Raw genomic sequence first — 25,231 nt, forward strand, 5'->3', positions numbered from 1 at the left:
CTGATCGCAAATTATTTCTTATAGTGCTTGGAACTCTTCGCTCCATTTGTGATATGCACGAATCATTTCTAATGAAACACTTGGTTTTCTTCTTGCCATAATATCTTTGAAATCAGAGGTGGTCAATTCTCTTGGTTGAACTGGAGTTTCACCTTCTACTGGCTCATGATAATCAGGGGCATTAAAAATTTCATGTACTGTTTTGATTTGTGCTGCTTGACAGATATCTTTGATATCACTTGCACTGTATCCATCAAATAGTTTTGCTAATTCAGCAGGATTAACTCTCAAATCTTTTCTTAGAGGTTTAGTATATTGCTCAAACAAATTTTGTCTAGCTTCTTGTGTAGGAAGAGATACATAGATTCTCTTTTGGAATCTTCTCAAGAAAGGCCAATCAAGACTCCATGGTTTGTTTGTAGCACCAATTACATAAAGCATCAAATCTTTTCCTTTTCCATTTACACCATCCATTTCAGTTAAGAATTGATTTTTGGTTCTGACCTCTCCACCGACTTCACTGTTTCTGGAGCCAAGTAGAGAATCAACTTCATCAACAAATAAGATAACAGGTTTTCCTTCTTTTTCAGCATATTGTCTTGCCATTGAAAATAATTTTGACACATTCTTTTCTGCCTCACCTAACCATTTGCTCATCATAGATGATGCATCTACATTAATGAAATACCCATCCATTTCATTTGCGGTGGCAGCTGCAAGCATTGTTTTTCCAGTACCTGGTGGTCCATAGAGTAACATTCCTTTAGGCCAACCTAGTGGGAAAAGATCTGGTCGTTTAGTAGGATAAACAATTGATTCACGTAATGCACTCTTTGCTTCATCCAAACCAATTACTTGATCCCAAGTAACGTCTGGTTTTTCTTTCATTAGCAGTTCTTCAAAGTCATTCTCATCTTCTTGTCTCTGAACTGATGCTTTTTGTTCTTCTTCTGTAGCTTTTGGATCAACTGCAGGTTCTACACCGTGAGCCTGCTGTAAGGCATTAATTCTATTATGATAAGAGTTGCAACGTTCTTTGTATATTTGATTTAGTTTGCTTGTAGGGTAGAGTTGTAATAGTTTTACCAAGGCATCTATTGCATGTTGATAGTGTGTAATTGCCATTCCACGAGCACCTTGAGAATCAAATTTTATAGCCTCAGAAGCATATTTGCTGGCTGTATTTTCTAATTCTTGGGGGGCTAAACTCATCTCAATTACCTACGCAGTATGTCCTTGATGATTTTGTTGGTATCCTACTGTGTTAATCTCTGTCGCAAAATTGGTTAAATTAATTGCACTTGTTTCTTGTTCATCATAATCAGGTCCGTTACGATAATTCTTTTTGAAATCGGATTTATCAGATAGGGTAGTATGCATATCTTTTACTTTGTTAATAGAATCTTCAGCTGATAGAATTAGTTCAGAAATTTCATCATCAAAATCAGATATGGAGGTGGACGCCTCTGATATAATAGATACAAAATGCTTGAGAATTGAGCGCATTTCCTTTTTATCAGAATATTTGCATAAAAGAAAATCAGCAATTCCTACAATTTTATCTAAATCCTGTAACTCTTCAAAGGATAAACTATCAATGGTTTTATCATCAGGAGATTTTATTTCGGTTAATTTTTTGTCAATTTTAGCAGAGATTGTTCGTATACGCTCAATATCTTTTGTAAAATCACGTTTAGAGTTAAGTAAAGTCAAGTATTGCATTATTTTGAAAAATCAAGATTAGGGTACTGCTTTCTTAATTTAGAGTCTACAATCAATTTTACTTCATCAAGAAAAATTGATGATTCCTCATTTGAGCGACTAAAATCAAATCTTGCCTTTGTAAGAGCAGCTGAATCCAATACAATACTACCCAAATGTACAGATAATTCAGATAGTTTCTGGCTACAGTTTGGGAAAATGTCATATAATTTAGCGCTAACAGTACGAATCATCGGAATTATTGGTGGCAATACCTCAGGAATAGTATTAACACCAGATATCATGCTTACCTGTTTTTTGATTTGAAGGAGTGTCTCAAAGCAAAATAAAACAGTTTGTTCAAGATCTAATGATTTGAGGTGTGTTTTATCGTCATGTTCATAGTCTTCTAGTAAAATTTGATTTTGTTTCTTTACCTCTTGTCGTTTTTCTTTTAAAATTTCAAGATTTTGAGATAATAGATTAATAGAATAATCCAATCTTGGGACTAGAGTTACAGAGTGAGAGATATTTTCAATCTCTAATGAATTACAATTAACCAACATATCAACACTGGATGATAGATTTTGTATTTGAGGTCATTGTCTCAAGTAATTTAGTAACTACAGTTACACCCACCAACAGATACAATTTTGATTTTTTTTGAGTATTTGTATAAAGGAATTTAGCTCTCAATTTTACCTAATAACAAATCAAGTAAATTTATGGTCAATGAGCATGCTTTAACGGTAAGTTTGGAAGAATTTGGCTTGAGCAAATATGAAGCACAAGCATACGTAGCATTAATTTCAAAAGGAACGATTTCTGCAAGTGAATTGGCATATTATTCGGAGATTCCAAGAACAAAAATCTATCCAACGTTATTAAAATTAGAAAATAAGAAACTGGCAATTATTTCAAAAAGCAAACCAATAATGTGTACAGCAATTGCGCCAGAAGATGCATTTGATGGAATAATTCATGAACAAATTAACAAAGTTAATGCCATGAACTCCCTAGTATCAAATCTAAAGAAAGCGAGTGAGGAGAGTAGAAAAACTAGAGGTTCTGAAGAGAAAAGATATTTTCATGTTGGGGCAAATAATGTCTTAGCTCAGCTACAAACAATGATTGATGGTTCAAAATCTTCAATCAAAATTATGGCTGATCAATGGGGGTTTGGACTACTAGCAGAATGTAAGGAACAACTATTGTCAGTTCTTCGCAGAAATCTTGAAGTCAAAGTACTAGTATCACCATCACAGATTTGCTCAGAAGCATATAGAATAATTCCAGAGGGTGTTGAAATTCGTTCATCAGAGATTACACAGAATTGTTTTATTTTTGATGAGGCTGAATTACTAATGGTAAATAATGACAATGGCAAAGGGGCAATTTTCTCATCAACAGATATCCTAGGGGCAAACCAAGAAAAAATATTCTCAACTATTTGGAAGAATGCAGTTAAAACAAAAGCACTAGCTGACATGACAAAAACAGAAGCCCAAGAAATTTACAAAATAATCAAAACTGTAAACGAGTTAGGATTACCATACATTCTCAATTCTTCCATGATTTCAAAAAAATCAGAAAATGACTTGTTTAAGCTATTAGAGAAGAATGGAATTTCATTAAAATCAAAATCATTAGATGATATTATTGAGATGATAGATGCAATTATACAAATTACGTGTTCAGGACATGTCAACTTTGAGGCAAATACAAAAAACATCACAGTAGAATCAAAACTAAATAGTGGACATTCACTTCCATGGGTCTCTATTTTAGATGGATGTCTCCAAAAACAAGGCTATAAGACAAGAACTGTATTTCAGGATAATCCCTCAAAAGGGGAGCGAGTTCACATCAAAATTAGTAAGAGTTAGAATCTAAAACTGAAAAAGATTATTTTTCAATCTTTTTTCTTGATTCTTTATATGCAATATATGCAATTAGCTCAGCAGTATTCTGAAATGGAGTATTACCTCTCAGATTTTTTGCAATAAACTCAGATACCTTGTTGGCTATAATTTCAATATTAGTCATGGTCATACTCTAACTGTATCATTTCAATTGTTTTAGCATCAAATTTTTCAAAACATTTTTTCAATTGCTCTTCATTTAATTCTTCATCATGGTATAGCATTTTGCTCTAAATCAAATTATCAATATAGTATTCATTACATTAACAGGTAAGAAACTTGTACAAAATACTCAGCTTTCCTAATCTAAAACCAATCACAGGCGTCTAACAAGGCAAAATTTTAGGTTCACCACCAATAAATAATTCCAATTAAAATAGAGCCCATGCAAATGATCTCAATTAATTATATTCTAGAATGCATGAATGATGAGAAAAACTATTTTGGAGATTTGTGGAAAACCTGTCTAAATAATAAAAAAAGATTCAACAGAACTAAACTTAAAGAAATTTTAAAAAAAATGGAGTTACTTGGTCACATAAAGAAATACGGTTACAAAAATGATGCATACTATGAAAAATACTATCATTATTCAGTTGAAGACCATATTGGATTTATCAACAACGCAATTTTTACCTTTGAATCTAGAATAAATTCATCAATAAAAAATTTAGAGAGTAAAAAAATATTTTTAGACATATCCATTGATCTTACTTCATACAAATTTAGTAAATATACAAAATCCGAATACGAGTCATTATTAGCTAGCATGACTAGTATGTTTGAAATAGCATCATCAATTCTATGGACTAGAGAAAACAGCGATGATAGTGAATTGAAAAAAGAATTATCTAAATGTTTCAAACAAATTAATGAGTTTATGGATGAGATTAATCACAGATTACTTGAAGGTAGAAAAACACAAGAGAGAATATTATTACAAAGAGACTTTAGCAGTAGGATACCAAAAGAAGGTTATTTGAAAATCTAAAATGTTGCCACTAGCGACATTTACTAGATCCTCATCATAAAATGCCTCTAGTGACAAATAATTACAAATTTTTCCGATATACAAGATCTTCTGTTAATTTTTTATTTGACAATTCATTTTATTTGATTTGTAAATACTAAAATCAGACTAAAATAAAGCATCATAGTCTTGATTGAAGAAAAACTTGAATCACTTGGAATTACATTACCAAATCCACCCACACCTGCAGGTTCGTATATTCCTGCAATCAGAACTGGAAATTTGCTCTTTATCTCAGGACAGATTCCAATGCAAGATGGCAGAGTAATCTTCACAGGCAAAGTCTCAGAAGAAAACATAGAGACTGCACAAAAATCTGCAAAGATGTGTGCCATTAACATTTTAGCTCAAATCAAAAGAGAGTTAGGAAGTCTGAACAATGTTTCAAAAATAGTCAGGTTGTCAGGATTTGTAAATTCTACGCCTGAATTCTCACAGCATCCCAAAGTGATCAATGCAGCTTCGGATTTATTTTTTGAATTATTTGGAGATAAAGGAAAGCATTCAAGAATTGCACTGGGAGTAGCTAATTTACCTCTAAATTCCATGACAGAAATAGACGCAATAATCGAAGTAGCATAATCAAGATTTATCAATATAAAAAAGGAAGTGAATTACGACTGTTCCAAAAACATAGTTAATATACAAAAAGAAATTAAGAAAAATAGTGTCTAAGACTATCTTAATGGTATTAATTGCAATTTCATTTGTATCTACTGCAGCATTTGCAGAGCCCTCAATTGAAGTTGGGGTATCATCTCAAAATATCAAATCATTAGATTCAGTCTTTGTTATTGGAACAATTTCAGGAGTCTCTGATTACTTACCAGTTACAGTTACAGTAACGGATCCAAATGGCAAAGTTGTTTACAAAATTCCAGTCTCAATTGGCAATAATGGAGAATTTAGGGAATTAGTAAAACCAACAATTCCAAGTTTCATGGCAGGAACTTACACAGTTACTGCAAGCCATAAAGATACAGAAAAAACTGCAACTACACAATTTACAGTAACTGCAGAAAAAATTCCTAGAAATCCAAATGCCCCAGAAAGCAATGAATCAATAATTGGTGGAGAAACACCTAGCCAACCAACAACACCATCAAGTGGATTAACAATTTCAGCTGATGCAATTAACGGATCAGATGTTATCAAAATTACAGGAAACACCAGTGTTAGAGGTTCAGATATAACACTAGTTGTAAAATCACCTTCAGGAAATATCATTACAATCAACCAAGTTTCACCAGGGCCACAAGGAAATTTCAATGTAGATATTAAAACAGGGGGACCACTATGGAATGAGGATGGAATGTACACAATTACCGCTAACCAAGGAGCTGCATCAGAATACAAAAAAACAGTCAAAGTTGAAATCAAAGACGGAGTGGTAATTCCAGAGTTTGGAGTTATTGCATCACTGGTTTTAGTAGTTTCAGTATTTACAATCATCATATTTTCAGCAAAATCAAAACTTAGTATTTTACCAAAATACTAGAAATTTACGGCAGGAAATATTCTAAAAGCACAATGACATATTTGGATGAAATAAAATCTCAGAAATATATTTCACTTGAGACATATAGAAAAAACAATCAACCGATAAATACTCCAGTATGGTTTGTGATAAAAAATGACTTAATCTATGTAGTTACAAGAAGTCAAACAGGCAAAGTGAAACGTCTAAAAAACAATAATCAAGTGAAAATTGCAACTTGTACAATTAAAGGAAAAATTACAGGAGAGCAAGTTGCAGGAATTGCTACAATTCTAAATGATGAAGAAACTAAAGATGCTGTAAAATGGAGAGACCAAAAGTATGGACTTATGGCAAAAATTGCAAAATTTTTCAGTAAAAGTAAAGGAGAATTTTGTGCATTCTCTATTAAAATCAATTAATGTTTAAAAATCATTTAAGTTTCTTGTTTAGTTCAGTAATGAATTTTTTAATTTTTGGTTTTGGGATGACTGCACCACATGCTTTGTCATGACCCCCACCAGAACCACCGAGCTCAGTTGCTAAAACATTAACAATTTTTCCCAAGTGAACATTACAATCTTTCGAACCTCTAACAGATACAGCATAGATACCATGATCAACTCTTTCTTTGTATGCAACGCCAACATTTTTTCCAGATAAACCCATTACAAAATTGACTGCCCCGCTAGCACCAGCATCTAAAATTTCCATATATCCAAGATTTTTCATGGTTTTCATTCCTTTCTTGACTTTGGCAATCATTTGAGATAATTTTTCAACTTGAATTTGTGCAAATTCAAAGGTGTTTGGAATTTCATGTGGGAATTTAGAGTCTGCTAATTCTTCAACCAAATACAACAAATAGTCAGGTTCTTTTTGATGGCCAACTATATTGTAAGTAAGCACCGTTGCACTAATTAATGCAAATTGTCTGTCATAGATTTGCAATAATTTAGAACCTATAGGCCTATCTTCCATATAATCAGTAATTGCAGCACATGTTGCAACAAAAGTTGCATGATCATTTAATTTAGATTTAAATGCATTGTAAACTAAAACTGCAGAACACTCATTGATATTATGAATTACTTTAACTTTGATTTTCTGTAATGATTTTACAACATTTGGATCAATATCATGATGATCAATGTAGGTAACACTTACTTTATTTTTTCTCAAAGTAGTCATGATATCAATAAACTCATCTTGAGTTTTTTTGCTTAATCCCAAATCACAAATGTATAAGGATTTTAATTTTTCATCAGATACAACTTGATGTAATGCCTCCATTTGTCCAGGATAGTCAACAAGAATTGCATCACCACCAAAAGCTTGTCTTATCAATGCTGCAGAACTAATTCCATCAGCATCTTCTTTATGGGAAATACAAATTACCTTGGTTCGTTTAATAGTAGATTTTTTTGATGCAGATTTTTTTGAAACTTTGGCAGAGCTTGTCTTTTTTGTAGTTTTTTGTGTGTTTTTACTACCAGATTTTTTGCTAGTCTTTTTTGGAGATTTTTTTGATGCAGATTTTTTAGTTTTAGTTAATGCCAATATATTTTAAAAAAATTATATTCCCTCATTTAAATGAAGAATGATTATTGTGATTCTTTGGCAGATTTTTTGATGCTAGGATTAACTAAAGAGCTTGAATCAACATATACATCATAAAATGAAACCCCCTCTAATTGGGTTTGATGGTCTATTTCTTGAATTTTTTCTAATTGCTCAGGGGAGGAATTTAGAATTAATTCATCTAATTTTTGCAAATGTTTTCGCTCAAGTGGAGTCATTTAATTTTAAATTAAAAATTCTCTTTTATGAGCCAAAGTTAGCATATTAGACTAATTACTAAACTTCATAGACACAATTCTTGCGAATATATAATAGAAGATTTTATCCTAGGCTCAGTATGGAAACCAAAAATATTGGGCTTAGAGGAATTGAAGTTGCAGATACCAAAATTTCCCATATTGATGGTGAGAAAGGCAAGCTCATTTATCGTGGTTATGATATTTTAGATCTTACAGAAAATTCTACATTTGAAGAGACAGCATATTTGCTTCTGTATGATAACCTACCAACTCAACAACAATTAGATGAATTTAATGCAAAACTTGTAGAGGCAAGATACATTCCCAAACAAATGCAAAAAAACATGGGAAATTGGAGAAAAGATGCAGATCCTATGGATATGCTTCAAGCATTTGTTGCAGCCCTTGCAGGATATTATGATGAAGAGTTTTCAAACAAAGATGCAAGTTATGATAAAGCAATTAGTTTGATTGCAAAGGTTCCTACAATTATTGCTAGCTGGCAAAGACTCAGAGACGGTCTAGAAATTGTAGATCCTGATCCTACACTTAGTCATGCTGCAAATTTTCTTTACATGATGTTTGGTGAGAAACCAGATCCAGAAGTTGAAAAGATTTTTGATGTTTGTTTAATTCTTCATGCGGATCATACATTTAATGCATCAACATTTACCGCAAGACAAGTAGCATCAACTAGAGCACATATGTTTTCAGCATCAAGTGCAGCTATTGGTGCATTAAGTGGGGAACTTCATGGAGGGGCAAATACAGAAGTAATGAAAATGCTCTTAGAGATAGGATCTATTGATAAAGTTGAAGATTGGATTAAAGACAAAATGTCAAAAGGTGAGAGAATTATGGGAATGGGTCATGCAGTTTACAAAACATATGATCCACGTGCACAAGTTCTAAAAGAATTATCAAGAAAGCTTGCAGATAAAACTAAAGAGCCATGGTATGCCATTACAGAAAAAGTTGAAACTACTACCATTGAAGAGATGAAAAAACAGAAAGGAAAGGATATTTATCCAAATGTGGATTTGTATAGTGCTTCACTTTATTACATGTTAAAAATTCCAGTTGATCTTAACACACCAATCTTTGCAATTTCAAGAGTTGTAGGATGGGCAGCACATATCATAGAAGAAAAATTTGCAGAAGCAGCACCAAAGCCTGCACTGTATAGACCAAAAGCAGTCTATGTTGGAAAATATTGTGGACCTGAAGGTTGTGAATATAAAACCCTGGACTTGAGAAAATAATTTTTAGTTTCTTGTACTTAGCCACTCTTTTGCTTTAGAGTTAACATCGTGTTTGTAGAGCACTTCAAAGACCATATCATAAAATGTGATACCTTTTTTTTGTGCCTGATCATCTAACCATTTTATTCCATCTGCCAATTCTGGATCATATTCAGAAAATTCTACTAATTCATCCACCATTTTTGAAAAGAATGCGTGTGATTCAAGCATACGTTCACCTTTCAATCTATGATCATAAGTGGGGTATTCAAAATATATAGACAAATAAGTCATAAGTTTCGGGGCCAACGTGCCTATTTTATTTGAAATTTGATCTAATATCTATCAAAAAAATATTTTCAATATTAAATTCTAATGTATATGAAAACATAATTTTAAAAATTCAATTATTCTTACATCCAATATTTCTAGATAAATATGAAAACAAGAAGAATACGATATTATTGGGTTGAACTTTGAATATCATAATTTTGTTAAAATAAAATCAGATAAGGGTAATTTGTGAGCATAATACTCTAGTCATAAGATTTCAAGGTAGGACTCCACTAAAAAATCAAAATTTATAGCATTATTGTTAGTATGAAATGTCATGACTTCTAATTTTAGAATACAAAGGATTAAGATACATAATTTCAAAAATTTTAGAGATTTAGATCTAGAACTTGAAAAACTGAATGTAATAGTAGGACAAAATGCCTCTGGAAAGTCAAATTTCAAACAAATTTTTTCATTTTTAAAAGATATCGTTACTGATGGACTTGATGATGCTATTTCTTATCAAGGAGGAAGTGAATACCTACGAAATTTTTCATCTAAAGACATGACTTTAAAAATGGAAATTCATTTTGTTTCTGATGAACCAAACGAAGTAGAACGAATACATCCTCGTGGAGACTATGCAATTGTAGTCACTACCAAAAAAATTGTATACAAATTTGCTCTGCAATTTTTCAAAAATTCAAATTACAAAATAATCAAAGATGAGTTAATCATATCAGGTTCATTTGAAGATGAATCTCAAAATAAAATATTATCGGGAAATATCATTTTTTCAAAACATGGAAAAGATATCAAACAAAAATATGATTTTCCATCAACCGCAGGTTCTATATTACAAAGACAGTATGAAATTTTTGAATTTTCTCCTTTGACGGATAAACAACTATTGCTAGAAGCAAAACTTTTTGGATTCATGGTAAAAAACTGGTATGATTTTCTTAACACTATGGGAATTTATGATTTTGATCCAAGATCATTAAAATCACCTAGCGGTTTTAGAAGTGGAACAGATTTACACTATAATGGGTCTAATCTATCATTTATTCTTAATCAAATAAACCAAGATCCTAAAAAAAGAAAAACATTAACAAGATATGTTCATGATATGTTACCTTTCTTCAAATCCATTTCAATAGAACGTACAACTGATGGCTCTTTAAGATTTAATCTCAATGAAACATATAATTCAAAAAAAATGCCTGCGATTTATGTTTCTGATGGAACAGTAAATGTTATTGCATTAACCATTGTTTTATTCTTACAGAACAATCATCTTACATTTATTGAAGAGCCTGAAAGAAATATACATCCTGGGATTTTATCTAATTTGGTACAATTGTTTGATGATGCATCTGAAGAAAATCAAATAATTGTTACAACTCATAATACAAATATTCTTGATCATATTAAACTTGAAAATATTCTAATTGTAAGTAGAAACACCGAGGGAGATTCTAATGTAATTAAACCCATAAATGATGAAGAACTTAAAAAATTCAAAAAAGTAATGTCTATGAAATATCTTATGACGCAAAATATGCTAGGGTGATTTACAGGATTTGCAAATGCATGTTTTTGTGGAGGGTCCAGATGATGTACGATTATTGGGTGTAGTGTTAAAGAAATGTTATTCACAATACACTTCTAAATTATACAAATTTGTGAATTCTGATTCTAATTTGGTTAAAGAACACATCAAAATATTAAAAGAGAAGAAAGAGCCATGTATCTTGATTACAGATATGGATAATTATACCTCAATTACAGAAAGGAAAAAACAACGTTCCAAAGAATATGACATAGAATTTGAAAATGTGATTGTAGTAAAAAAATCAATTGAGAGCTGGTATGCTGCTGGTGCACCTACTTCATTATTTCAACCTCAAGGGAATCATTCTGAAACTATAGATAAAATCAAATTTAATCAGCTAATTGGTAGAAGTTCCCTACATACTAGGATCATGGTGGAGATATCGGAAGATTTTGATACAGGTCGTGCTGTATCAAATAATAAATCTTTCAAATATTTTTATCGTGAACTAAAAAATTTACTTAAACCATTTGAAAATAATAAAAATGTGAGTGAATAATGGCACTAAAAAATTTAATTCAAAACCAAAAAAAAATCCCAGTGAGTAAAATAGAATTAGATCTTGTAAATCCTAGATACAATGATCAATTAACCCAGACTGGAAAATCCAAATGGGATGAAGATAAAATCCAGAAAATCATACAAGATGATCTTAAAGATATTTTCATGTCCATAAAAAATCAAGGAGTAATTGATCCAATTTGGGTTGTACAATTACCTAATTCAAAATATGGTGTAATCGAGGGCAGTAGACGAGTTGTTGCATTAAGAATACTAAGTAATGATGATCGAATAAAACCTCCAAAAGGAATTTCTTATGATCAAATATTAGCAAACATAATTCCTTCAAATACTCCCAAAAACGATATTGATGCAGTTAAAGTTCTTTTACAAACTGGAAAAAAAGATTGGGGACCATTCAATGTTGCATTTATTATTGATAAGTTATTTCGTGAAGGGCTTGATTCTAAAGAGATTGCAAAAATGATGTCTAAAACAAAAGGATTTGTAGAAAGGGAGTATCGAAGTTTTGGATTATACAAAGAATATGGGGATTATCTCAAAAATAAAAAACTTAATCCAGATCCAAGAAAATATACTTATTTCCAAAGAGCCAGTGATGCAGTCAAAAAAAGATTTTTTTCAACAAGAACAGGTAAAAGAGAATTTTTTGAATTGATAACTCCTCATGGAAACCAAAAAGCACGCATTCCATCTGTCGCACTGAAGGGAGGATTATATCATTTTAATAAAATTGCAGAGGATCCACAAATTCTTAATAAATTTCTAAATGACCCCGATATGACAGTTACAGATGCTATGAATATGTATTTGGGGAAATATATCACTGCGAAATTTCCATGGTCTAAAAAATTTGTAGAGTTATCTGAAAAAATACACAATATTGATCCTGAAATTATTCGAGAATTTAAAAATGATAAAGGATTAAAAAAAGACATTTTGACTATTTTCAAATTCTGTAAACAAGTATTAAAAAATTAGATTCCATCTATTTCCTCAAAATCTTCAATCAGGATTATTTTGCGTTAAGTTTATCAATTGAAGCCTTTACAGCTAAACATTGTATAAAAAATCAAGCCCAATAGTTACTGCTATTAGAATTCCTAAAAACAGTGCCGATATTGGCTATCGGATTTTTAAAGGAGATTGTGAAAAATGGTTTGAAAAATTAGATAAGATTTGTAGAAATAAGGCAAAATTAATTTATCTTGATCCTCCATACAATACAAAACGAAATAGAGGAGCAAGGAGTTATTTTTCTGACAATAATGATTGTTGGACAGAATTCATGCAAAATGTACTTAAGAAGTCTCATTCTTATTTGAAAAAATCAGGATTTCTTGTAATTTCAATAAACCAAATGGAGATGTTCAATTTAAAAAATATCGCTGAAGAAATTTTTCCGCATGGCTTTGTGGGTGTTTTTCCTGTGAAAACTAGACATCATGAAAGACAGCTTATGATTAATGCAACATTTCATAATGTTTATGAATATCTTTTAATTTTCAGGAAAAGTAAGTCTACTCGTTTCTATTCTTCTCATGCTCCATACGATCTCAAAGAATTTTGTTATGATATCAGAATATTAAATGACTCTCCAATAAAAAAACAAATTGGAGGTAAAACTGTTGAAATATACAAAAATAATCAATATAAAATAACTAAACTACAACCATCTAAAACAAGATTTAGAAAATATATGATTTCTGGAAAAATCGCCACTGCAAACTGGTCAGGAGCAATTTATGAAAAATACATTAAAAATCTCGGAGCTAATTTACTTGTGAAAGTTCATGGTTTAGATAAAAAAGGGTTAGGTTATCGTTGGTTTATCACTCCTTTTAGTACCAATAAAAGAGGATTATATTTTCAACACACAAGCAGTGCTGGCAGACCATTACTTTTCACAAATTTTTTAGATTACACAGACATAATAACAAAAATTTATTCTGAAGGTGGTCCTGGATGTGATTTTAAAGATTCTAAAAAACCAGAAGAACTCATAGGTAAACTATTGGAAGTCACTACCAAAAAACATGATCTTGTTTTAGATTTTTTTGGAGGTAGCGGTACAACACTTGTTAGTTGCATTAAACACGGTCGCTCATGTATAACAATTGAAAAAAATAATGAGGCATTAAAAACAATGTATACCAGATTAAAGAATATGCATAAAGGAAAAGATCTTGATGGGAAAAAATACAAATTCATAGTTAAACGCCACAAACTTTGATATTTTTTTAACACATCATACTAAACGATTTCTAAAAGAAAATAATTAACATATAAAAATCGAGAAAAATTTGAATCTTTAATATTCCAATGTCACTATGAACCTCAAACATGTGTTTTATAATATACTAAAACCCCGTTTCTCATAAAATCAAACATATTTTGACAAAAACAAGCCTAAAATACAAAAAATAAAACCCCGAATCATGTGGATTATATAGACAAAAAACCCCTTTTTGGTTGACAATTGGAGCATCTTTTTTATTATTATGGCGATGCAAAAAATATCTCATGGGTAATTCAATCAAATGATTCAGTTACTGAGCAAAATAGAGAGCATGTAAATATTTACAAAAATAAAATTTCAAATTTACAATCAAAATACATTGCATTGCATATTGGATTATTTTGGGGAATCGGGGTCTTTATAATTAAAAATGAAGATACCATCAAAATAAAATGTGATGATAAAGAAATTTTTGAACACATGACATCCAAATTAAAAAGCAAAGATGAGTTTATTGAAAAAAGAACATTTTTCATTAATCAATTAATTAATCAAAGAAAATTAAAAGTAGAATTTGATTTGATTGATAAAAGTGAGAACTTGGCAAAAATTAAAAATAAATGCAAATGAGCTTAAGACCAAAAACGGAGAGTTACTTGGTGACAGCTCATCTGCGATGTATGAATTTCTTACACATTGGTTTGATAAAACAAAGAATTGTTTACTTTCATTGACAACAATCAATGTTCAAGTAAAGCGATCATATGAGATTTACAATTATTTTAGAAAATTTTTGTAATAATTTATGAATTTAATGAGATCAAGGGTTAAACGATGATTCAAGAGCAAAATAGATTTCATTAAAATAATATTTTTTTAAAATGGACGTGGAATTAACGATTAGGTTTATTTAGCATTGAAAAATCAATTGGGTAATTATGGCAGGTATAGACAGAGCAGCAATCGTTTTCTCAATTGCAATTGCACTAATTGGTGTAGGTGTTGCAGTTGTAGGAGACTCTATTGACTATTCACCATCTACTACTATAGCCCCAAAGGTAATGAAAGATACTTCAGAACCTAAAGCTCAAACTGATCCATTTGCAGATTTAGCCGAGAAAGTGAAATCTGAAACACCAAAGATGGAGGAGAAGAAAGTAGTTGTTAAAGAAGAAGTCAAAATGGAAGAGACAAAAGAAAAACCAATCATTAAGGAAGAAAAACCAATGATGGAAAAAACTGGTCCAAAAACTCACAAAGTTGAGATTCCAGTAGGTACCTCAGTTCCAGGTTGTGAAGAGACTAACACATGCTACTCACCAGCTAAAATCACAATTAAAGCTGGAGACACAGTACAATGGGTTAATGTCGACACAGCTGCACACACAGTAACTGGCGGTAGTCCAGCAGATGGTCCATCAGGCGTATTTGATAGCAGTCTGGTCATGGCAAATGCAAACTATGCATTTACTTTTGACAAGGCAGGAAGCTACAAGTATTTTTGTATGGTACATCCTTGGATGGTCGGTAGTGTCACAGTGAACTAATCCAAATTTTTTCCTTTTTTTGTTTTTATGAAATTATGCAATTCATGATTTTCAAAGATTAGCTTTATTTACCATAAAAAAATTAGGGGATTCATTATGGCAGGTATAGACAGAGCTGCAATTGCATTTACTATTGCAATTACAGCCATAGGCGCAGGATTTGCATTTGTTGGAGATTCTGTTGACTATTCCCCAATTGTCTCAACTCCAGCCGCTTCAACACAGACTTCAGAGCCAATGATGGAAAAAACTGATCCATTTGCAGATTTGGCTGACAAGGTAAAGTCTGAAACAGTTAAACCACTCAAAAGCGGATGGGAGCGATTAACATCGGATACTGATCCAGGTGTTGGACATGAAACACATCAGTTAGCAATAATTTTGGCACCAAGTGACAAAGTTTATTCAGGTACACTCAACTATGATGCATCTGAACCAATTCAACTTGTCACATTACATGGACCATTAGCTAGTGGTGAAGATAAGGGACAAGCAACATGGACTCCTGATGGAAAAACAAAGTTTGCATTAACTTTTGTTGATCCAAAGAATGCAAAAGGCAAATGGGAATTTGCCGGAAACGCTTTAGCAGTTCACACAATGAAAACAGAGCCATTCACAGTTGATTACAAAGTAGATTTTAGTGAGAAACCAAAATCAAATACTGTTATGACTGGTACAACCACGTCAGTAACAGATCCTGGACTTGGTCATGAATCACATCAACTTGCAGTGCTACTTGCACCATCAAGTAAGGTGTATTCAGGAATTCTCTCATATTCTGCTTCTGAAAATATTCAACTAGTATCACTTAGAGGACCAATTGGTTCTGATGAGAAACCAGACAAAACTTGGACACCTGATGGTGAAACAATATTTGAATTGACATTTGTTGATCCAAAGAATGCAATGGGCTCATGGAAATTCACTGGAAACGCTTTAGCAGTTCACACAATGAACACAAATCCATTTACTGTTAGCTATTCTGTAAGTGCAACTGCAACTGCAGGAGAGCAAAAGAAAGAAGAGGTCAAAATGGAAGAAAAACCAATGATGGAAAAAACTGGTCCAAAAACTCACAAAGTTGAGATTCCAGTAGGTACCTCAGTTCCAGGTTGTGAAGAGACTAACACATGCTACTCACCAGCTAAAATCACAATTAAAGCTGGAGACACAGTACAATGGGTTAATGTCGACACAGCTGCACACACAGTAACTGGCGGTAGTCCAGCAGATGGTCCATCAGGCGTATTTGATAGCAGTCTGGTCATGGCAAATGCAAACTATGCATTTACTTTTGACAAGGCAGGAAGCTACAAGTATTTTTGTATGGTACATCCTTGGATGGTCGGTAGTGTCACAGTGAACTAATCCAAATTTTTTCCTTTTTTTGTTTTTATTTTATTTTTTCTAATATTTCTATTATATGCAACTCCAAATCTATGAGACTCATCTCGTGCATGTTGTAATATTTTCAAAGAGGATTTGTTTTTTGGAATAATTATTGGATCTTTAATTTTTGGAATGTATACTTCTTCATTTTCTTTTGCAAGAGAAACACATGGAATTTTTAATCCAAGCGATTGTAATGATTTAACTGCTGCATTTAGTTGTCCTTTACCACCATCAATCAGAATAAGATCTGGAAATTCTGAATTTTCTTCAGACAATCTATAATATCGTCGTTTAATAATTTCGCCAATCATTGCAAAATCATCTCGTCCTTCAACTGTTTTGATTTTAAATTTTCTATATCCAGATTTGTTAGGTTTTCCATTAAGAAATTGAGACATAGAACCTACTGCAAATTCATCACCATGATTTGAAATATCAAAACACTCAATGGTATTTGGAACTAAAGGAAGTGATAGAATTTCTTTTAATTCATACAACCCAGGTTCACCACCTTTAGAATGAATCAATTCAATATTTCTCATTATCAAATTCAAAATTTCTTTACGTTTTCCTTTTTTGGGTTGTAAAATTTTTACATTAAATCCTGCATGTTTTGAAAGTAATGATTCCAACAATTTTTTATTATCTGGAATCTCACTTACTAGAATAAATTTTGGGATTTTATGAGTTGTATAGTATTGATAAAGAAAATTGGCAAAGGAATTATCTCCCACTAGATCAAAAAAGAATTTGTCGCTATCACGAATTACACCATTAATCATTCGAAAATTCATCACAGTAGCAGTTTGCTCCTGAATTCCTATTCCAAAATATTCTTCATCAGAATTCTCAACATATTCCATTTTTTGCTTTGTTTGAAGACTTCCTAATCGAATTAAGGTATCCCTAATGTCCTTTGCACGCTCAAACTGTTGCAAAAGTGCAGCATGTTGCATTTCTTCTTCTAATTTTTTTGTAAAAATTTTAGTTTCATTATTTCCCTTTAGAACTTCTTCTAGGTCAGATACATGTTTAGAATAATTTTCTTGTGCTTCTTTGAATTCACATGGCCCCTCACAATTTCCAAGATGGTATTCAAGACATACTTTTTTTGGAAGATTTTTACAAATTCTAATTTGAAATGCTTTTCGAAGTGTTCCAATAGTAAGTAATTTGGAGCTTCCCTGAGTAAAGGGTCCAAAAAAATTTCCTTTTCCTAAAAATTTTCCATCTCTCGTTCTTCTTGCAACTAACAATCGAGGATATTTTTCATCAGTGATTCTAAGATAGGTGTACCTTTGTTGATCTTTTAATTCAATATTAAATCGTGGACGATATTTTTTTATCATATTTGATTCAAGAAGAAAAGCCTCACTTTCATTATCAGTTAAAACAAATTCAATATCAGAAATATTTTCAACAAGTTTTTGAGTTTTATAATTTTGATTTTGTAAAAAATAAGACTTTACTCTATTTTTTAGATTCTTGGCTTTACCAATATAGATAATTTTTCCATCAGAGTCTTTCATCAAATAAATACCAGGGTTGTTGGGAATGTGTATTTGAGATATATCAAAGGTCATTTTTTCAATAATTTTTTCAAATATTTTCCAGTATAGCTTCCCGGAGATTTTGCTACATCTTGGGGAGTACCAACAGCTACAACGGTACCTCCCTCATCACCTCCTTCAGGTCCAAGATCAATTAACCAATCAGAATTTTTGATAACATCCATGTTATGCTCAATTACAACAACAGAGTTTCCTAAGTTGACAAGTCTGTTTAACACATCTAATAATTTTTGAACATCAGCAAAATGGAGACCTGTTGTGGGTTCATCAAGAATGTAGAGTGTTTTTCCAGTTCCTCTTTTGGATAATTCTGAGGCTAATTTTACACGTTGAGCTTCACCACCAGATAATGTAGTTGATGATTGGCCTAGTTTGATGTATCCTAATCCTACATCATATATCGTTTGAAGTTTTCTCTTTATTGCAGGAATATTTTCAAAGAAATTTAGTGCCTCATAAACAGTCATATCTAAAATATCTGAGATGCTTTTTCCTTTGTACAGTACTGAGAGGGTTTCAGAATTGTAGCGTTTTCCTTTGCATTCATCACATTTTACATATACATCAGATAAGAATTGCATTTCAATTTGTTTTACCCCATCACCATCGCATGCAAAGCATCTACCATCTGCAACATTAAAAGAGAATTGTCCTGGCTTGTAACCACGTTCTTTTGATAATTCAGTATTAGAGTATAGTTCTCTAATTGGAGTAAATGCTCCAATGTATGTTGCAGGATTAGAACGAGGAGTTCTGCCAATAGGAGACTGATCAATTGCAATTACTTTATCTATATTTTCAAGACCCGTAATTGCTTTGTGAGAACCTGCACGAACATTAGATTTGTAGAAATGATTTTGTAATTCTTTTAGCAATATATCATTAATCAGTGTGGACTTTCCAGAACCTGAAACACCTGTAACTGAGACAAAAAGTCCTAGTGGAATTTCAACATCAATATCTTTAAGATTATTCTCGGAGGCTTTTTTTATTATTAGAGAGCCAGAAGGATTACGAATTTTGTCTTTTAATGTAATGAGAATATTATTTTTAAGATAATCACCTGTAACGGATTTGTGTCCGTTTAGAATTTTATCCACTGTTCCTTCAAAGACAACATTTCCACCATGAACACCAGCACCAGGACCCAAATCAACAATCCAGTCTGAATTTCGTATAACTTCTTCGTCATGCTCTACTACAATAACCGTATTTCCAAGATTTCGTAGCTTTGTTAGCGTTTTAATTAGCCGTGCATTATCACGTTGATGAAGTCCTATTGTTGGCTCGTCAAGAACATACAAAACACCTGTTAAATTAGATCCTATCTGAGTTGCCAATCTAATTCGTTGAGACTCCCCACCAGATAATGTAGAGCTTAATCTATTCAGAGTCAAGTAATTTAACCCAACATTCATTAAAAATTCCAATCTTTCTTTGATTTCTTTTAGAACATCTCTTGCAATGTATTGTTCATTATCAGTTAATTTCAGTGTAGAAAAAAAGTCATAACAATGATCAATGGATAAATCACAAACATCCATTATTCCCTTATCATTAATTTTAACTGCTAGTGATTCAGGTTTTAATTTTTTGCCATTACAAGAATTACAAGGAGTATCACGCATGAATTGTTTTAACCATTCTCGTTTTGATTCTGAATCAGTCTCCATGAATACACGTTGTAAATTTACTAAAACACCTTCAAACGCATCAGTGTATTGCCAAGACGAATCACCGGATTTGGAACGATACTTAAAATCAATTAAATCATCAGTTCCATGAAGAATTATTTTGAGGTGTTTTGGTTTTATTTGATCAATTGGAGTCATCAAGTCAAAACCAAATTTCTTTCCAACTGCACGTAATGCTTGTCGTCTAAATGATGAAAATCTTCCACTCCAAGGTACAATTGCCCCATCTAAGATAGATTTTGATTTATCTGGAATTACCAAGTCAGGATCAAATTCCATCTTAACACCTAAGCCGTTACAAGTTTTGCACATTCCAAATGGAGAATTAAAGGAAAATGTTCTTGGCTCTAACTCACCAATTGTTAATCCACAATGAGGACATGCATTATTTTGTGAGAATATTTTTTCTGTTTTCTCAGTTGCAATCATCACATCGCCTTTAGATGCTTTAATTGCTGTTTGAATAGCCTCAAAAAGCCTTGAGCGCTCAGATTTGTCAGTTGTAATTCTATCCACTACAATCTCAATATTGTGCCATTTTTGTCTATCAAGTGGAGGTATCTCTGAATCTAGGCTCAAAATATCTCCATTTAGACGAATTCTAGAATAACCATCTTTTTTGATTTGCTCAAAGAGTTTTTCATAGGTTCCCTTTTTTCTCTGAATAATTGGAGATAATACTAAAAATTTTTCCCCAGTAAAATCTTTGATTACTGAATCACAGATTGTTTCTACAGATTGAGTTGAAATTTTTCTTCCACAGTTTGTACAGTGTGGAATTCCAATTCGTGCAAACAATAATCTCATGTAATCATAAATTTCAGTAGTTGTCCCAACTGTAGAGCGGGGGTTTTTACTAGTAGTTTTTTGTTGAATTGAGATTGCAGGCGATAACCCCTCAATAGAATCAACATCTGGCTTGTCCATCATCTCTAAGAATTGTCTAGCATATGCAGAAAGCGACTCAACATATCTTCTCTGTCCTTCAGCATAAATTGTATCAAATGCCAAAGTAGATTTCCCAGAGCCAGACAAACCACTAATTACAACTAGCTTATTTTTGGGAATATCCACATCCAAATTCTTTAAGTTGTGGTGTCGGGCTCCACGAATTTTTAAATTATTTTCTGCCATCTTTTAGTTCAATCTCCTTTTCTAGTCTTTTTATCCTATCTCTGCACTCTATTGCACGCTCAAAGTCTAATTCTTCAGAATATTTTTTCATTTGTGCATCAAGTTCAACTATATCAGTAGTAAGATCATGAATTGATTTTAGTTTAGATTCATCTAATGTTGTTTCTTGTTCTGGAACAGATTTTATTATTGTTTTTGGAATAATATTATTTTCTTTATTGTATTGAATTTGTTTTTCTCTACGACGTTTAGTTTCTTCTATTGTGTTTTTTATTGATACTGTCATATTATCGGCATACATTATTACTGTTCCATGTTCATTTCTTGCAGCACGACCACATGTCTGAATAAGGCTTGTAAAGTTTCTCAAAAATCCTTCCTTGTCTGCATCCAATATTGCAACCAACGAGACCTCAGGAATATCCAATCCCTCTCTAAGAAGATTGATTCCAACTAAAACATCAAACTCACCTAGCCTCAATTGTCTGATTAGTTCGGTTCTTTGTAATCCATCAATTTCAGAATGCATGTATCGTACTTTGACTTGTTTTTTTGAGAGATATTCAGCAAGATCTTCGGCCATTCTTTTGGTTAATGTAGTGACTAAAACTCGCTCAGATTTGGCGGCTCTTTTGGATATTTCTTCAATTAAATCATCCATTTGATCTTTAGTAGGTCTAATCTCAACTACAGGATCTAGTAATCCAGTAGGCCTAACAAGCTGTTCTACAATTTTTGAAGAGATTTTTCTTTCATACTCTGAAGGAGTAGCAGAGACAAAAATGGTGTTTTTGATGTATTCTTCAAATTCTTCAAATTGTAATGGTCTATTATCATATGCACTAGGCAACCTAAATCCATATGTAACAAGCTCTTTTTTTCTAGAATGATCTCCTTTGTACATTCCATGTAATTGAGGCAAAGTAACATGAGATTCATCAATAACTAAGAGATAATCATCACCAAAGAAATCCATCAAGCAAAATGCTTTTTCTCCAGGTTTTCTGCCATCAAAATGTCGAGAATAGTTTTCTATACCAGAACAATATCCAAGTTCTTCAATCATCTCCAAATCATATTTTGTTCTCATTTCAAGTCTCTGTTTTTCAAGCTCATTTAATTCAGGCAATCTATTTGACAATTCTTCTTTAATTGATTTGATAGCTTTTTCACGAACATCTTTTGCGATAAGATAGTGTTTAGCAGGAAAAATTTTCATTGTTGAAACTTTTTTCTTCTCTTTGAGTGAAACATGATCAAGTAAAGTGATTTTTTCTACTTCATCACCAAAGAGAGATATTCTAACTAGATCTTCTGAATAGGCAGGGGTGATATCAATAGTATCGCCCTTAACTCTGAAATTACCAGGTGCCACTTCAGTATCATTTCTTTCATAGCGTGCGTCAATTAATTTTCTAATAATTTCATTTCTTTTTACTTCATCTCCAGCATTAATTGTAATTGCCAAATCCTCCCAATCTTGTGGATTTCCAAGTGAGTAAATACAAGAAACAGTTGAAACAATAATTGTAGGCTCACCTGATAACAGCATGGCAGTTGCTTCTAATCTTAATTTTTCAATTTTTTCATTAATTTGAGTATCTTTTTCAATATAGGTATCAGTTTGTGGTAAATAACTCTCAGGTTGATAATAATCATAGTATGATACGAAATATCCAACATTATTTTTTGGAAAAAATTGTTTTAGTTCTGAATAAAGTTGTGCCGCAAGAGTTTTGTTATGTGAAATAACTAGAGTGTTTTTACCAGTTCTGGCAATAACATTTGCAACTGAGAAAGTTTTTCCACTTCCCGTAACACCAAGTAAAGTTTGAATTGATCCTTTTTTGACTCCATCAACTAGTGCATCAATTGCCTGTGGTTGATCTCCTGTAGGGACATAGTCAGATGCTAATTCAAATTTGTGTATTTGTTCCAACAGATAAAATCATCAAAAACTGAACTTATAGCTAACGTTTCCAATGTAGAAACTTGTAGTCAACAATAAAGAAAGCATGTTAGCACTAGTTTTGAAATTCATTTTTGCTTTATATATAAAATATCATAATTTGCACCCATAAAGAAAATCTGTAAGAATTGCAGAGTACAAATGCAGATCTAGTGATGTTTGTTAAACAGATTGTATTTTAGAAAAATAGATAATGCCATAATTAATGAAAACCAATGTAATTACCATATAGGATCATCAACCATTTTCAAGCCATCATCTGTAATTTTGAATCCCATGATTTCCAAAGTTTTTTTAGATGTTGGAGAATTGCGTTCAAGAATTTTTTGTGCAAGAATGATCCTAGACTCTGGGCGCATGTGCTGCCCAATTTTGTATTTTCCACGAATGGATTGAGGAACTATCTTGATTACAGCGACCTCATCCAATACTAAATCATCTTTTGTAAGAGGATCATAATGTCCTTCAGGTTGATATTTTTCCATTAATGCATTTAGTGCTAATGATTTTTCCGTATCATCCTTAACTATTGAGGCAATTCCTTTGATCACTACACTGATGTAAAGTGTATCAGCTTGGGATGCATCTGTGGGATGAGAAAAGTAGGAAGGTAAAAACTCTAGTTCACGATCTACTTCAAAACCAACCTTATCATTTCTATTAATATTGTCCAATTTTTCACCTATGGTGTATGAATGCATGTAGATTGCATCATTTGGAAATGCAAAATTCATCGGAATTATCTGAGGAAACCCATTCTCATCTATGCTTGCAATTCTACCAACATGTTCTTGAAATAAAAATTCCTTAATTTTCTCATAGGACTTTATTTCTAATCGTCCTGTTAATTTCAAATCAAAGTAGCATTTTCATAATTATTTAATAAACTAAATGAATCAATAGAAAAAATCAGACAAACCCTAGCCTACAAAGATTCTAAATACAACAAGTGCTCAAAAAAAATATGAAGGATCCGTATCTTGATGACTTAAAAGATGAGTTTCAAGATTACTCTTCACAGTTAAAAAAATTAAAAAAGAAACTATTAAAAACAAAATCATCAGAGTCTCAAACAAAAATTATCAAATTAATAGATACGATTGCAAAAAAAATGGAAAATAATCAACGTCAATCAGTTAAAGTAACAAAATCAAGACTAAAGCAACGAAAATCAAAAAAATAGCTCAATCAGGTTTGTCTAATTCTTTAGATATTTCTTGATTTGCAAGATTCCGCATTCTAATTCTTTGTACTTATCAAAGGGTTTTGAGTTCATAGTTACACATTAAGAAAACATCAAAACCAAAAAACATCATAAATCTCAGCTTTTTTGATTTAAAATTTTTTATCAATTTAAATTGCTAACATTTTAAACAAATCAACAAGTCACATGATAGAAATCAATGAAGAGGTAGAGGATGCAACAGAACAGGTTCTTAAAGTTCTAGAAGAATGGGGGTCAGAATCAAAATTCATTTGGTTTAGGGAATTACACAGAATAACAGACATTGACAAAGGACTATTACGAAATATTCTCAATGAATTAAAAAAATCTAAAGAAGTCAAAGACATGCACGGTACAAATAATAGGATATTTTTTTGTCTAAAAAAATACTATATCAAATGCAGAGATGTCGAGTATAGGTTCAAGGGAAAAGAAATCATGTTAAAGGATGGCAGTAGAACAAAAATTATTCAAGGAGCTACAAAATCATCAGAGCGCACCAGAAAGAGAATTGAAAAACAGAAAAACAAAAGAAAGGCAAAATCATTTACAAAAGCAAGGAGTAGAAGACCGCATAAATCATAGATTAAAAAGAATTTTCAGTTTGTCTTCTAACATAATTAAATTCTGCGCGCTTTAGTTTAGACGCTTCGGCTACATCTTCGGCCATGTCATACAAATCATGTAGTTTTAAATCAGGAGTAAACTCATCTTCTTTCTCATCATCTAAGGCAGATTCAATATTTGCCAAGATTTCGATATTTTCATCTAAAATGTCAAGACATTTTTTGACTGTATCAGGGAGTTTGTCATCCATCATATTTGATATGAACAAGTAGAGTAAATGATTTAC

Annotated in this window: 27 protein-coding genes; 15 read left to right on the plus strand and 12 right to left on the minus strand. The window is 32.0% G+C overall.

Annotated features, from left to right (window positions below; genetic code table 11):
- Window positions 1-18: 18 nt before the first annotated feature.
- From K5790_RS04390 to K5790_RS04400, 3 genes are read right to left on the minus strand one after another with little or no spacing between them, the layout of a single operon-like run.
- Complete coding sequence (locus tag K5790_RS04390; protein WP_297592738.1) at window positions 19-1,212, minus strand: AAA family ATPase; 1,194 nt, start codon at window positions 1,210-1,212, stop codon at window positions 19-21.
- 9 nt (window positions 1,213-1,221) lie between these two features.
- Window positions 1,222-1,722 carry a hypothetical protein gene (locus K5790_RS04395; RefSeq protein WP_297592739.1) on the minus strand — a complete coding sequence of 167 codons (501 nt, stop codon included), beginning with the start codon at window positions 1,720-1,722 and terminating at the stop codon, window positions 1,222-1,224.
- Window positions 1,722-2,267, minus strand: coding sequence for a hypothetical protein (locus tag K5790_RS04400; protein WP_297592740.1), 546 nt, complete (start codon window positions 2,265-2,267; stop codon window positions 1,722-1,724). The genes K5790_RS04395 and K5790_RS04400 overlap by 1 nt, the downstream gene beginning before the upstream one ends.
- Before the next feature lie 159 nt (window positions 2,268-2,426).
- Between K5790_RS04400 and K5790_RS04405 the strand changes: the two genes are divergently transcribed.
- The gene (locus K5790_RS04405; protein ID WP_297592742.1) at window positions 2,427-3,587 is read left to right on the plus strand and encodes a TrmB family transcriptional regulator; all 1,161 of its coding nucleotides are present in this window, start codon (window positions 2,427-2,429) and stop codon (window positions 3,585-3,587) included.
- 19 nt (window positions 3,588-3,606) lie between these two features.
- On the opposite strand, the gene K5790_RS04410 is transcribed toward K5790_RS04405, so the two are convergent.
- Window positions 3,607-3,747 (minus strand): hypothetical protein, encoded by a 141-nt coding sequence (locus K5790_RS04410; protein ID WP_297592743.1) that lies wholly within the window; start codon window positions 3,745-3,747, stop codon window positions 3,607-3,609.
- Between the two features lie 261 nt (window positions 3,748-4,008).
- Between K5790_RS04410 and K5790_RS04415 the strand changes: the two genes are divergently transcribed.
- The 4 genes from K5790_RS04415 (at window position 4,009) to K5790_RS04430 (ending at window position 6,552) form a co-directional block, all read left to right on the plus strand.
- Window positions 4,009-4,614, plus strand: coding sequence for a hypothetical protein (locus tag K5790_RS04415; protein WP_297592744.1), 606 nt, complete (start codon window positions 4,009-4,011; stop codon window positions 4,612-4,614).
- A 168-nt stretch (window positions 4,615-4,782) separates the two neighbouring features.
- Window positions 4,783-5,235, plus strand: a complete 453-nt coding sequence (locus tag K5790_RS04420) for a RidA family protein (protein WP_297592745.1) — start codon at window positions 4,783-4,785, stop codon at window positions 5,233-5,235.
- Window positions 5,236-5,320: 85 nt separating this feature from the next.
- Complete coding sequence (locus K5790_RS04425; protein ID WP_297592746.1) at window positions 5,321-6,151, plus strand: PEFG-CTERM sorting domain-containing protein; 831 nt, start codon at window positions 5,321-5,323, stop codon at window positions 6,149-6,151.
- 32 nt (window positions 6,152-6,183) lie between these two features.
- Entirely contained in the window at window positions 6,184-6,552 is a 369-nt protein-coding gene (locus K5790_RS04430) for a PPOX class F420-dependent oxidoreductase (RefSeq protein ID WP_297592747.1), read from the plus strand.
- Between the two features lie 10 nt (window positions 6,553-6,562).
- Here K5790_RS04430 and K5790_RS04435 read toward each other — a convergent pair whose 3' ends face one another.
- Window positions 6,563-7,693 (minus strand): DHHA1 domain-containing protein, encoded by a 1,131-nt coding sequence (locus K5790_RS04435; RefSeq protein WP_297592989.1) that lies wholly within the window; start codon window positions 7,691-7,693, stop codon window positions 6,563-6,565.
- A 41-nt stretch (window positions 7,694-7,734) separates the two neighbouring features.
- Window positions 7,735-7,929, minus strand: a complete 195-nt coding sequence (locus tag K5790_RS04440) for a hypothetical protein (RefSeq protein ID WP_297592748.1) — start codon at window positions 7,927-7,929, stop codon at window positions 7,735-7,737.
- 119 nt (window positions 7,930-8,048) lie between these two features.
- Here K5790_RS04440 and K5790_RS04445 point away from each other — a divergent pair, with 119 nt between their 5' ends.
- Entirely contained in the window at window positions 8,049-9,212 is a 1,164-nt protein-coding gene (locus K5790_RS04445; protein ID WP_297592749.1) for a citrate synthase, read from the plus strand.
- Window positions 9,213-9,215: 3 nt separating this feature from the next.
- Here the strand turns inward: K5790_RS04445 and K5790_RS04450 are convergent, their stop codons facing one another.
- Window positions 9,216-9,422: a hypothetical protein gene (locus tag K5790_RS04450; protein ID WP_008299161.1), complete on the minus strand. Its 207-nt coding sequence runs from the start codon at window positions 9,420-9,422 to the stop codon at window positions 9,216-9,218.
- A 379-nt stretch (window positions 9,423-9,801) separates the two neighbouring features.
- Here K5790_RS04450 and K5790_RS04455 point away from each other — a divergent pair, with 379 nt between their 5' ends.
- From K5790_RS04455 to K5790_RS04485, 7 genes are all read left to right on the plus strand, one after another.
- A complete protein-coding gene (locus K5790_RS04455; RefSeq protein WP_297592750.1) occupies window positions 9,802-11,040 on the plus strand; it encodes an AAA family ATPase in 1,239 nt (412 codons plus the stop codon).
- Between the two features lie 16 nt (window positions 11,041-11,056).
- A complete protein-coding gene (locus K5790_RS04460) occupies window positions 11,057-11,581 on the plus strand; it encodes a hypothetical protein (protein ID WP_297592751.1) in 525 nt (174 codons plus the stop codon).
- Window positions 11,582-11,622: 41 nt separating this feature from the next.
- On the plus strand, window positions 11,623-12,585 hold the full coding sequence (locus tag K5790_RS04465) for a ParB/RepB/Spo0J family partition protein (RefSeq protein ID WP_297592752.1): 963 nt from the start codon (window positions 11,623-11,625) through the stop codon (window positions 12,583-12,585).
- Window positions 12,586-12,664: 79 nt separating this feature from the next.
- A complete protein-coding gene (locus tag K5790_RS04470; protein ID WP_297592753.1) occupies window positions 12,665-13,837 on the plus strand; it encodes a site-specific DNA-methyltransferase in 1,173 nt (390 codons plus the stop codon).
- Between the two features lie 246 nt (window positions 13,838-14,083).
- On the plus strand, window positions 14,084-14,473 hold the full coding sequence (locus tag K5790_RS04475) for a hypothetical protein (protein ID WP_297592754.1): 390 nt from the start codon (window positions 14,084-14,086) through the stop codon (window positions 14,471-14,473).
- Between the two features lie 308 nt (window positions 14,474-14,781).
- A complete protein-coding gene (locus tag K5790_RS04480; protein ID WP_297592755.1) occupies window positions 14,782-15,390 on the plus strand; it encodes a plastocyanin/azurin family copper-binding protein in 609 nt (202 codons plus the stop codon).
- A gap of 96 nt (window positions 15,391-15,486) precedes the next feature.
- Window positions 15,487-16,761, plus strand: a complete 1,275-nt coding sequence (locus K5790_RS04485; RefSeq protein ID WP_297592756.1) for a plastocyanin/azurin family copper-binding protein — start codon at window positions 15,487-15,489, stop codon at window positions 16,759-16,761.
- On the opposite strand, the gene uvrC is transcribed toward K5790_RS04485, so the two are convergent.
- The 4 genes from uvrC to K5790_RS04505 form a co-directional block, all read right to left on the minus strand.
- Complete coding sequence (gene uvrC, locus K5790_RS04490; RefSeq protein ID WP_297592757.1) at window positions 16,758-18,368, minus strand: excinuclease ABC subunit UvrC; 1,611 nt, start codon at window positions 18,366-18,368, stop codon at window positions 16,758-16,760. The two genes, K5790_RS04485 and uvrC, sit on opposite strands and share 4 nt — an antisense overlap.
- On the minus strand, window positions 18,365-21,184 hold the full coding sequence (gene uvrA / locus K5790_RS04495) for an excinuclease ABC subunit UvrA (protein WP_297592758.1): 2,820 nt from the start codon (window positions 21,182-21,184) through the stop codon (window positions 18,365-18,367). The genes uvrC and uvrA overlap by 4 nt, the downstream gene beginning before the upstream one ends.
- On the minus strand, window positions 21,171-23,123 hold the full coding sequence (gene uvrB / locus K5790_RS04500) for an excinuclease ABC subunit UvrB (RefSeq protein ID WP_297592759.1): 1,953 nt from the start codon (window positions 23,121-23,123) through the stop codon (window positions 21,171-21,173). Before uvrB ends, uvrA begins: the two co-directional genes overlap by 14 nt.
- A gap of 251 nt (window positions 23,124-23,374) precedes the next feature.
- The gene (locus tag K5790_RS04505; protein ID WP_297592761.1) at window positions 23,375-24,007 is read right to left on the minus strand and encodes a pyridoxamine 5'-phosphate oxidase family protein; all 633 of its coding nucleotides are present in this window, start codon (window positions 24,005-24,007) and stop codon (window positions 23,375-23,377) included.
- A 110-nt stretch (window positions 24,008-24,117) separates the two neighbouring features.
- Between K5790_RS04505 and K5790_RS04510 the strand changes: the two genes are divergently transcribed.
- Together K5790_RS04510 and K5790_RS04515 are read left to right on the plus strand one after the other, a co-directional pair.
- Window positions 24,118-24,336 carry a hypothetical protein gene (locus K5790_RS04510; protein ID WP_297592763.1) on the plus strand — a complete coding sequence of 73 codons (219 nt, stop codon included), beginning with the start codon at window positions 24,118-24,120 and terminating at the stop codon, window positions 24,334-24,336.
- A gap of 207 nt (window positions 24,337-24,543) precedes the next feature.
- A complete protein-coding gene (locus K5790_RS04515; RefSeq protein ID WP_297592765.1) occupies window positions 24,544-24,963 on the plus strand; it encodes a hypothetical protein in 420 nt (139 codons plus the stop codon).
- Window position 24,964: 1 nt separating this feature from the next.
- Here K5790_RS04515 and K5790_RS04520 read toward each other — a convergent pair whose 3' ends face one another.
- Window positions 24,965-25,195: a hypothetical protein gene (locus K5790_RS04520; RefSeq protein ID WP_297592767.1), complete on the minus strand. Its 231-nt coding sequence runs from the start codon at window positions 25,193-25,195 to the stop codon at window positions 24,965-24,967.
- Window positions 25,196-25,231 lie beyond the last annotated feature (36 nt).

This window comes from Nitrosopumilus sp. (assembly GCF_025698945.1).
Taxonomy (GTDB): domain Archaea; phylum Thermoproteota; class Nitrososphaeria; order Nitrososphaerales; family Nitrosopumilaceae; genus Nitrosopumilus.

Bases quoted from the DNA above. Each gene is read 5' to 3' on its own strand.
- K5790_RS04390 (WP_297592738.1), bottom strand. From the start codon at position 1,212: ATGAGTTTAGCCCCCCAAGAATTAGAAAATACAGCCAGCAAATATGCT.
- K5790_RS04395 (WP_297592739.1), bottom strand. From the start codon at position 1,722: ATGCAATACTTGACTTTACTTAACTCTAAACGTGATTTTACAAAAGAT.
- K5790_RS04400 (WP_297592740.1), bottom strand. From the start codon at position 2,267: ATGTTGGTTAATTGTAATTCATTAGAGATTGAAAATATCTCTCACTCT.
- K5790_RS04405 (WP_297592742.1), top strand. From the start codon at position 2,427: ATGGTCAATGAGCATGCTTTAACGGTAAGTTTGGAAGAATTTGGCTTG.
- K5790_RS04410 (WP_297592743.1), bottom strand. From the start codon at position 3,747: ATGACTAATATTGAAATTATAGCCAACAAGGTATCTGAGTTTATTGCA.
- K5790_RS04415 (WP_297592744.1), top strand. From the start codon at position 4,009: ATGCAAATGATCTCAATTAATTATATTCTAGAATGCATGAATGATGAG.
- K5790_RS04430 (WP_297592747.1), top strand. From the start codon at position 6,184: ATGACATATTTGGATGAAATAAAATCTCAGAAATATATTTCACTTGAG.
- K5790_RS04440 (WP_297592748.1), bottom strand. From the start codon at position 7,929: ATGACTCCACTTGAGCGAAAACATTTGCAAAAATTAGATGAATTAATT.
- K5790_RS04445 (WP_297592749.1), top strand. From the start codon at position 8,049: ATGGAAACCAAAAATATTGGGCTTAGAGGAATTGAAGTTGCAGATACC.
- K5790_RS04450 (WP_008299161.1), bottom strand. From the start codon at position 9,422: ATGCTTGAATCACACGCATTCTTTTCAAAAATGGTGGATGAATTAGTA.
- K5790_RS04455 (WP_297592750.1), top strand. From the start codon at position 9,802: ATGACTTCTAATTTTAGAATACAAAGGATTAAGATACATAATTTCAAA.
- K5790_RS04460 (WP_297592751.1), top strand. From the start codon at position 11,057: ATGCATGTTTTTGTGGAGGGTCCAGATGATGTACGATTATTGGGTGTA.
- K5790_RS04480 (WP_297592755.1), top strand. From the start codon at position 14,782: ATGGCAGGTATAGACAGAGCAGCAATCGTTTTCTCAATTGCAATTGCA.
- K5790_RS04485 (WP_297592756.1), top strand. From the start codon at position 15,487: ATGGCAGGTATAGACAGAGCTGCAATTGCATTTACTATTGCAATTACA.
- uvrC (WP_297592757.1), bottom strand. From the start codon at position 18,368: ATGACCTTTGATATATCTCAAATACACATTCCCAACAACCCTGGTATT.
- uvrA (WP_297592758.1), bottom strand. From the start codon at position 21,184: ATGGCAGAAAATAATTTAAAAATTCGTGGAGCCCGACACCACAACTTA.
- K5790_RS04510 (WP_297592763.1), top strand. From the start codon at position 24,118: ATGAAGGATCCGTATCTTGATGACTTAAAAGATGAGTTTCAAGATTAC.
- K5790_RS04515 (WP_297592765.1), top strand. From the start codon at position 24,544: ATGATAGAAATCAATGAAGAGGTAGAGGATGCAACAGAACAGGTTCTT.
- K5790_RS04520 (WP_297592767.1), bottom strand. From the start codon at position 25,195: ATGGATGACAAACTCCCTGATACAGTCAAAAAATGTCTTGACATTTTA.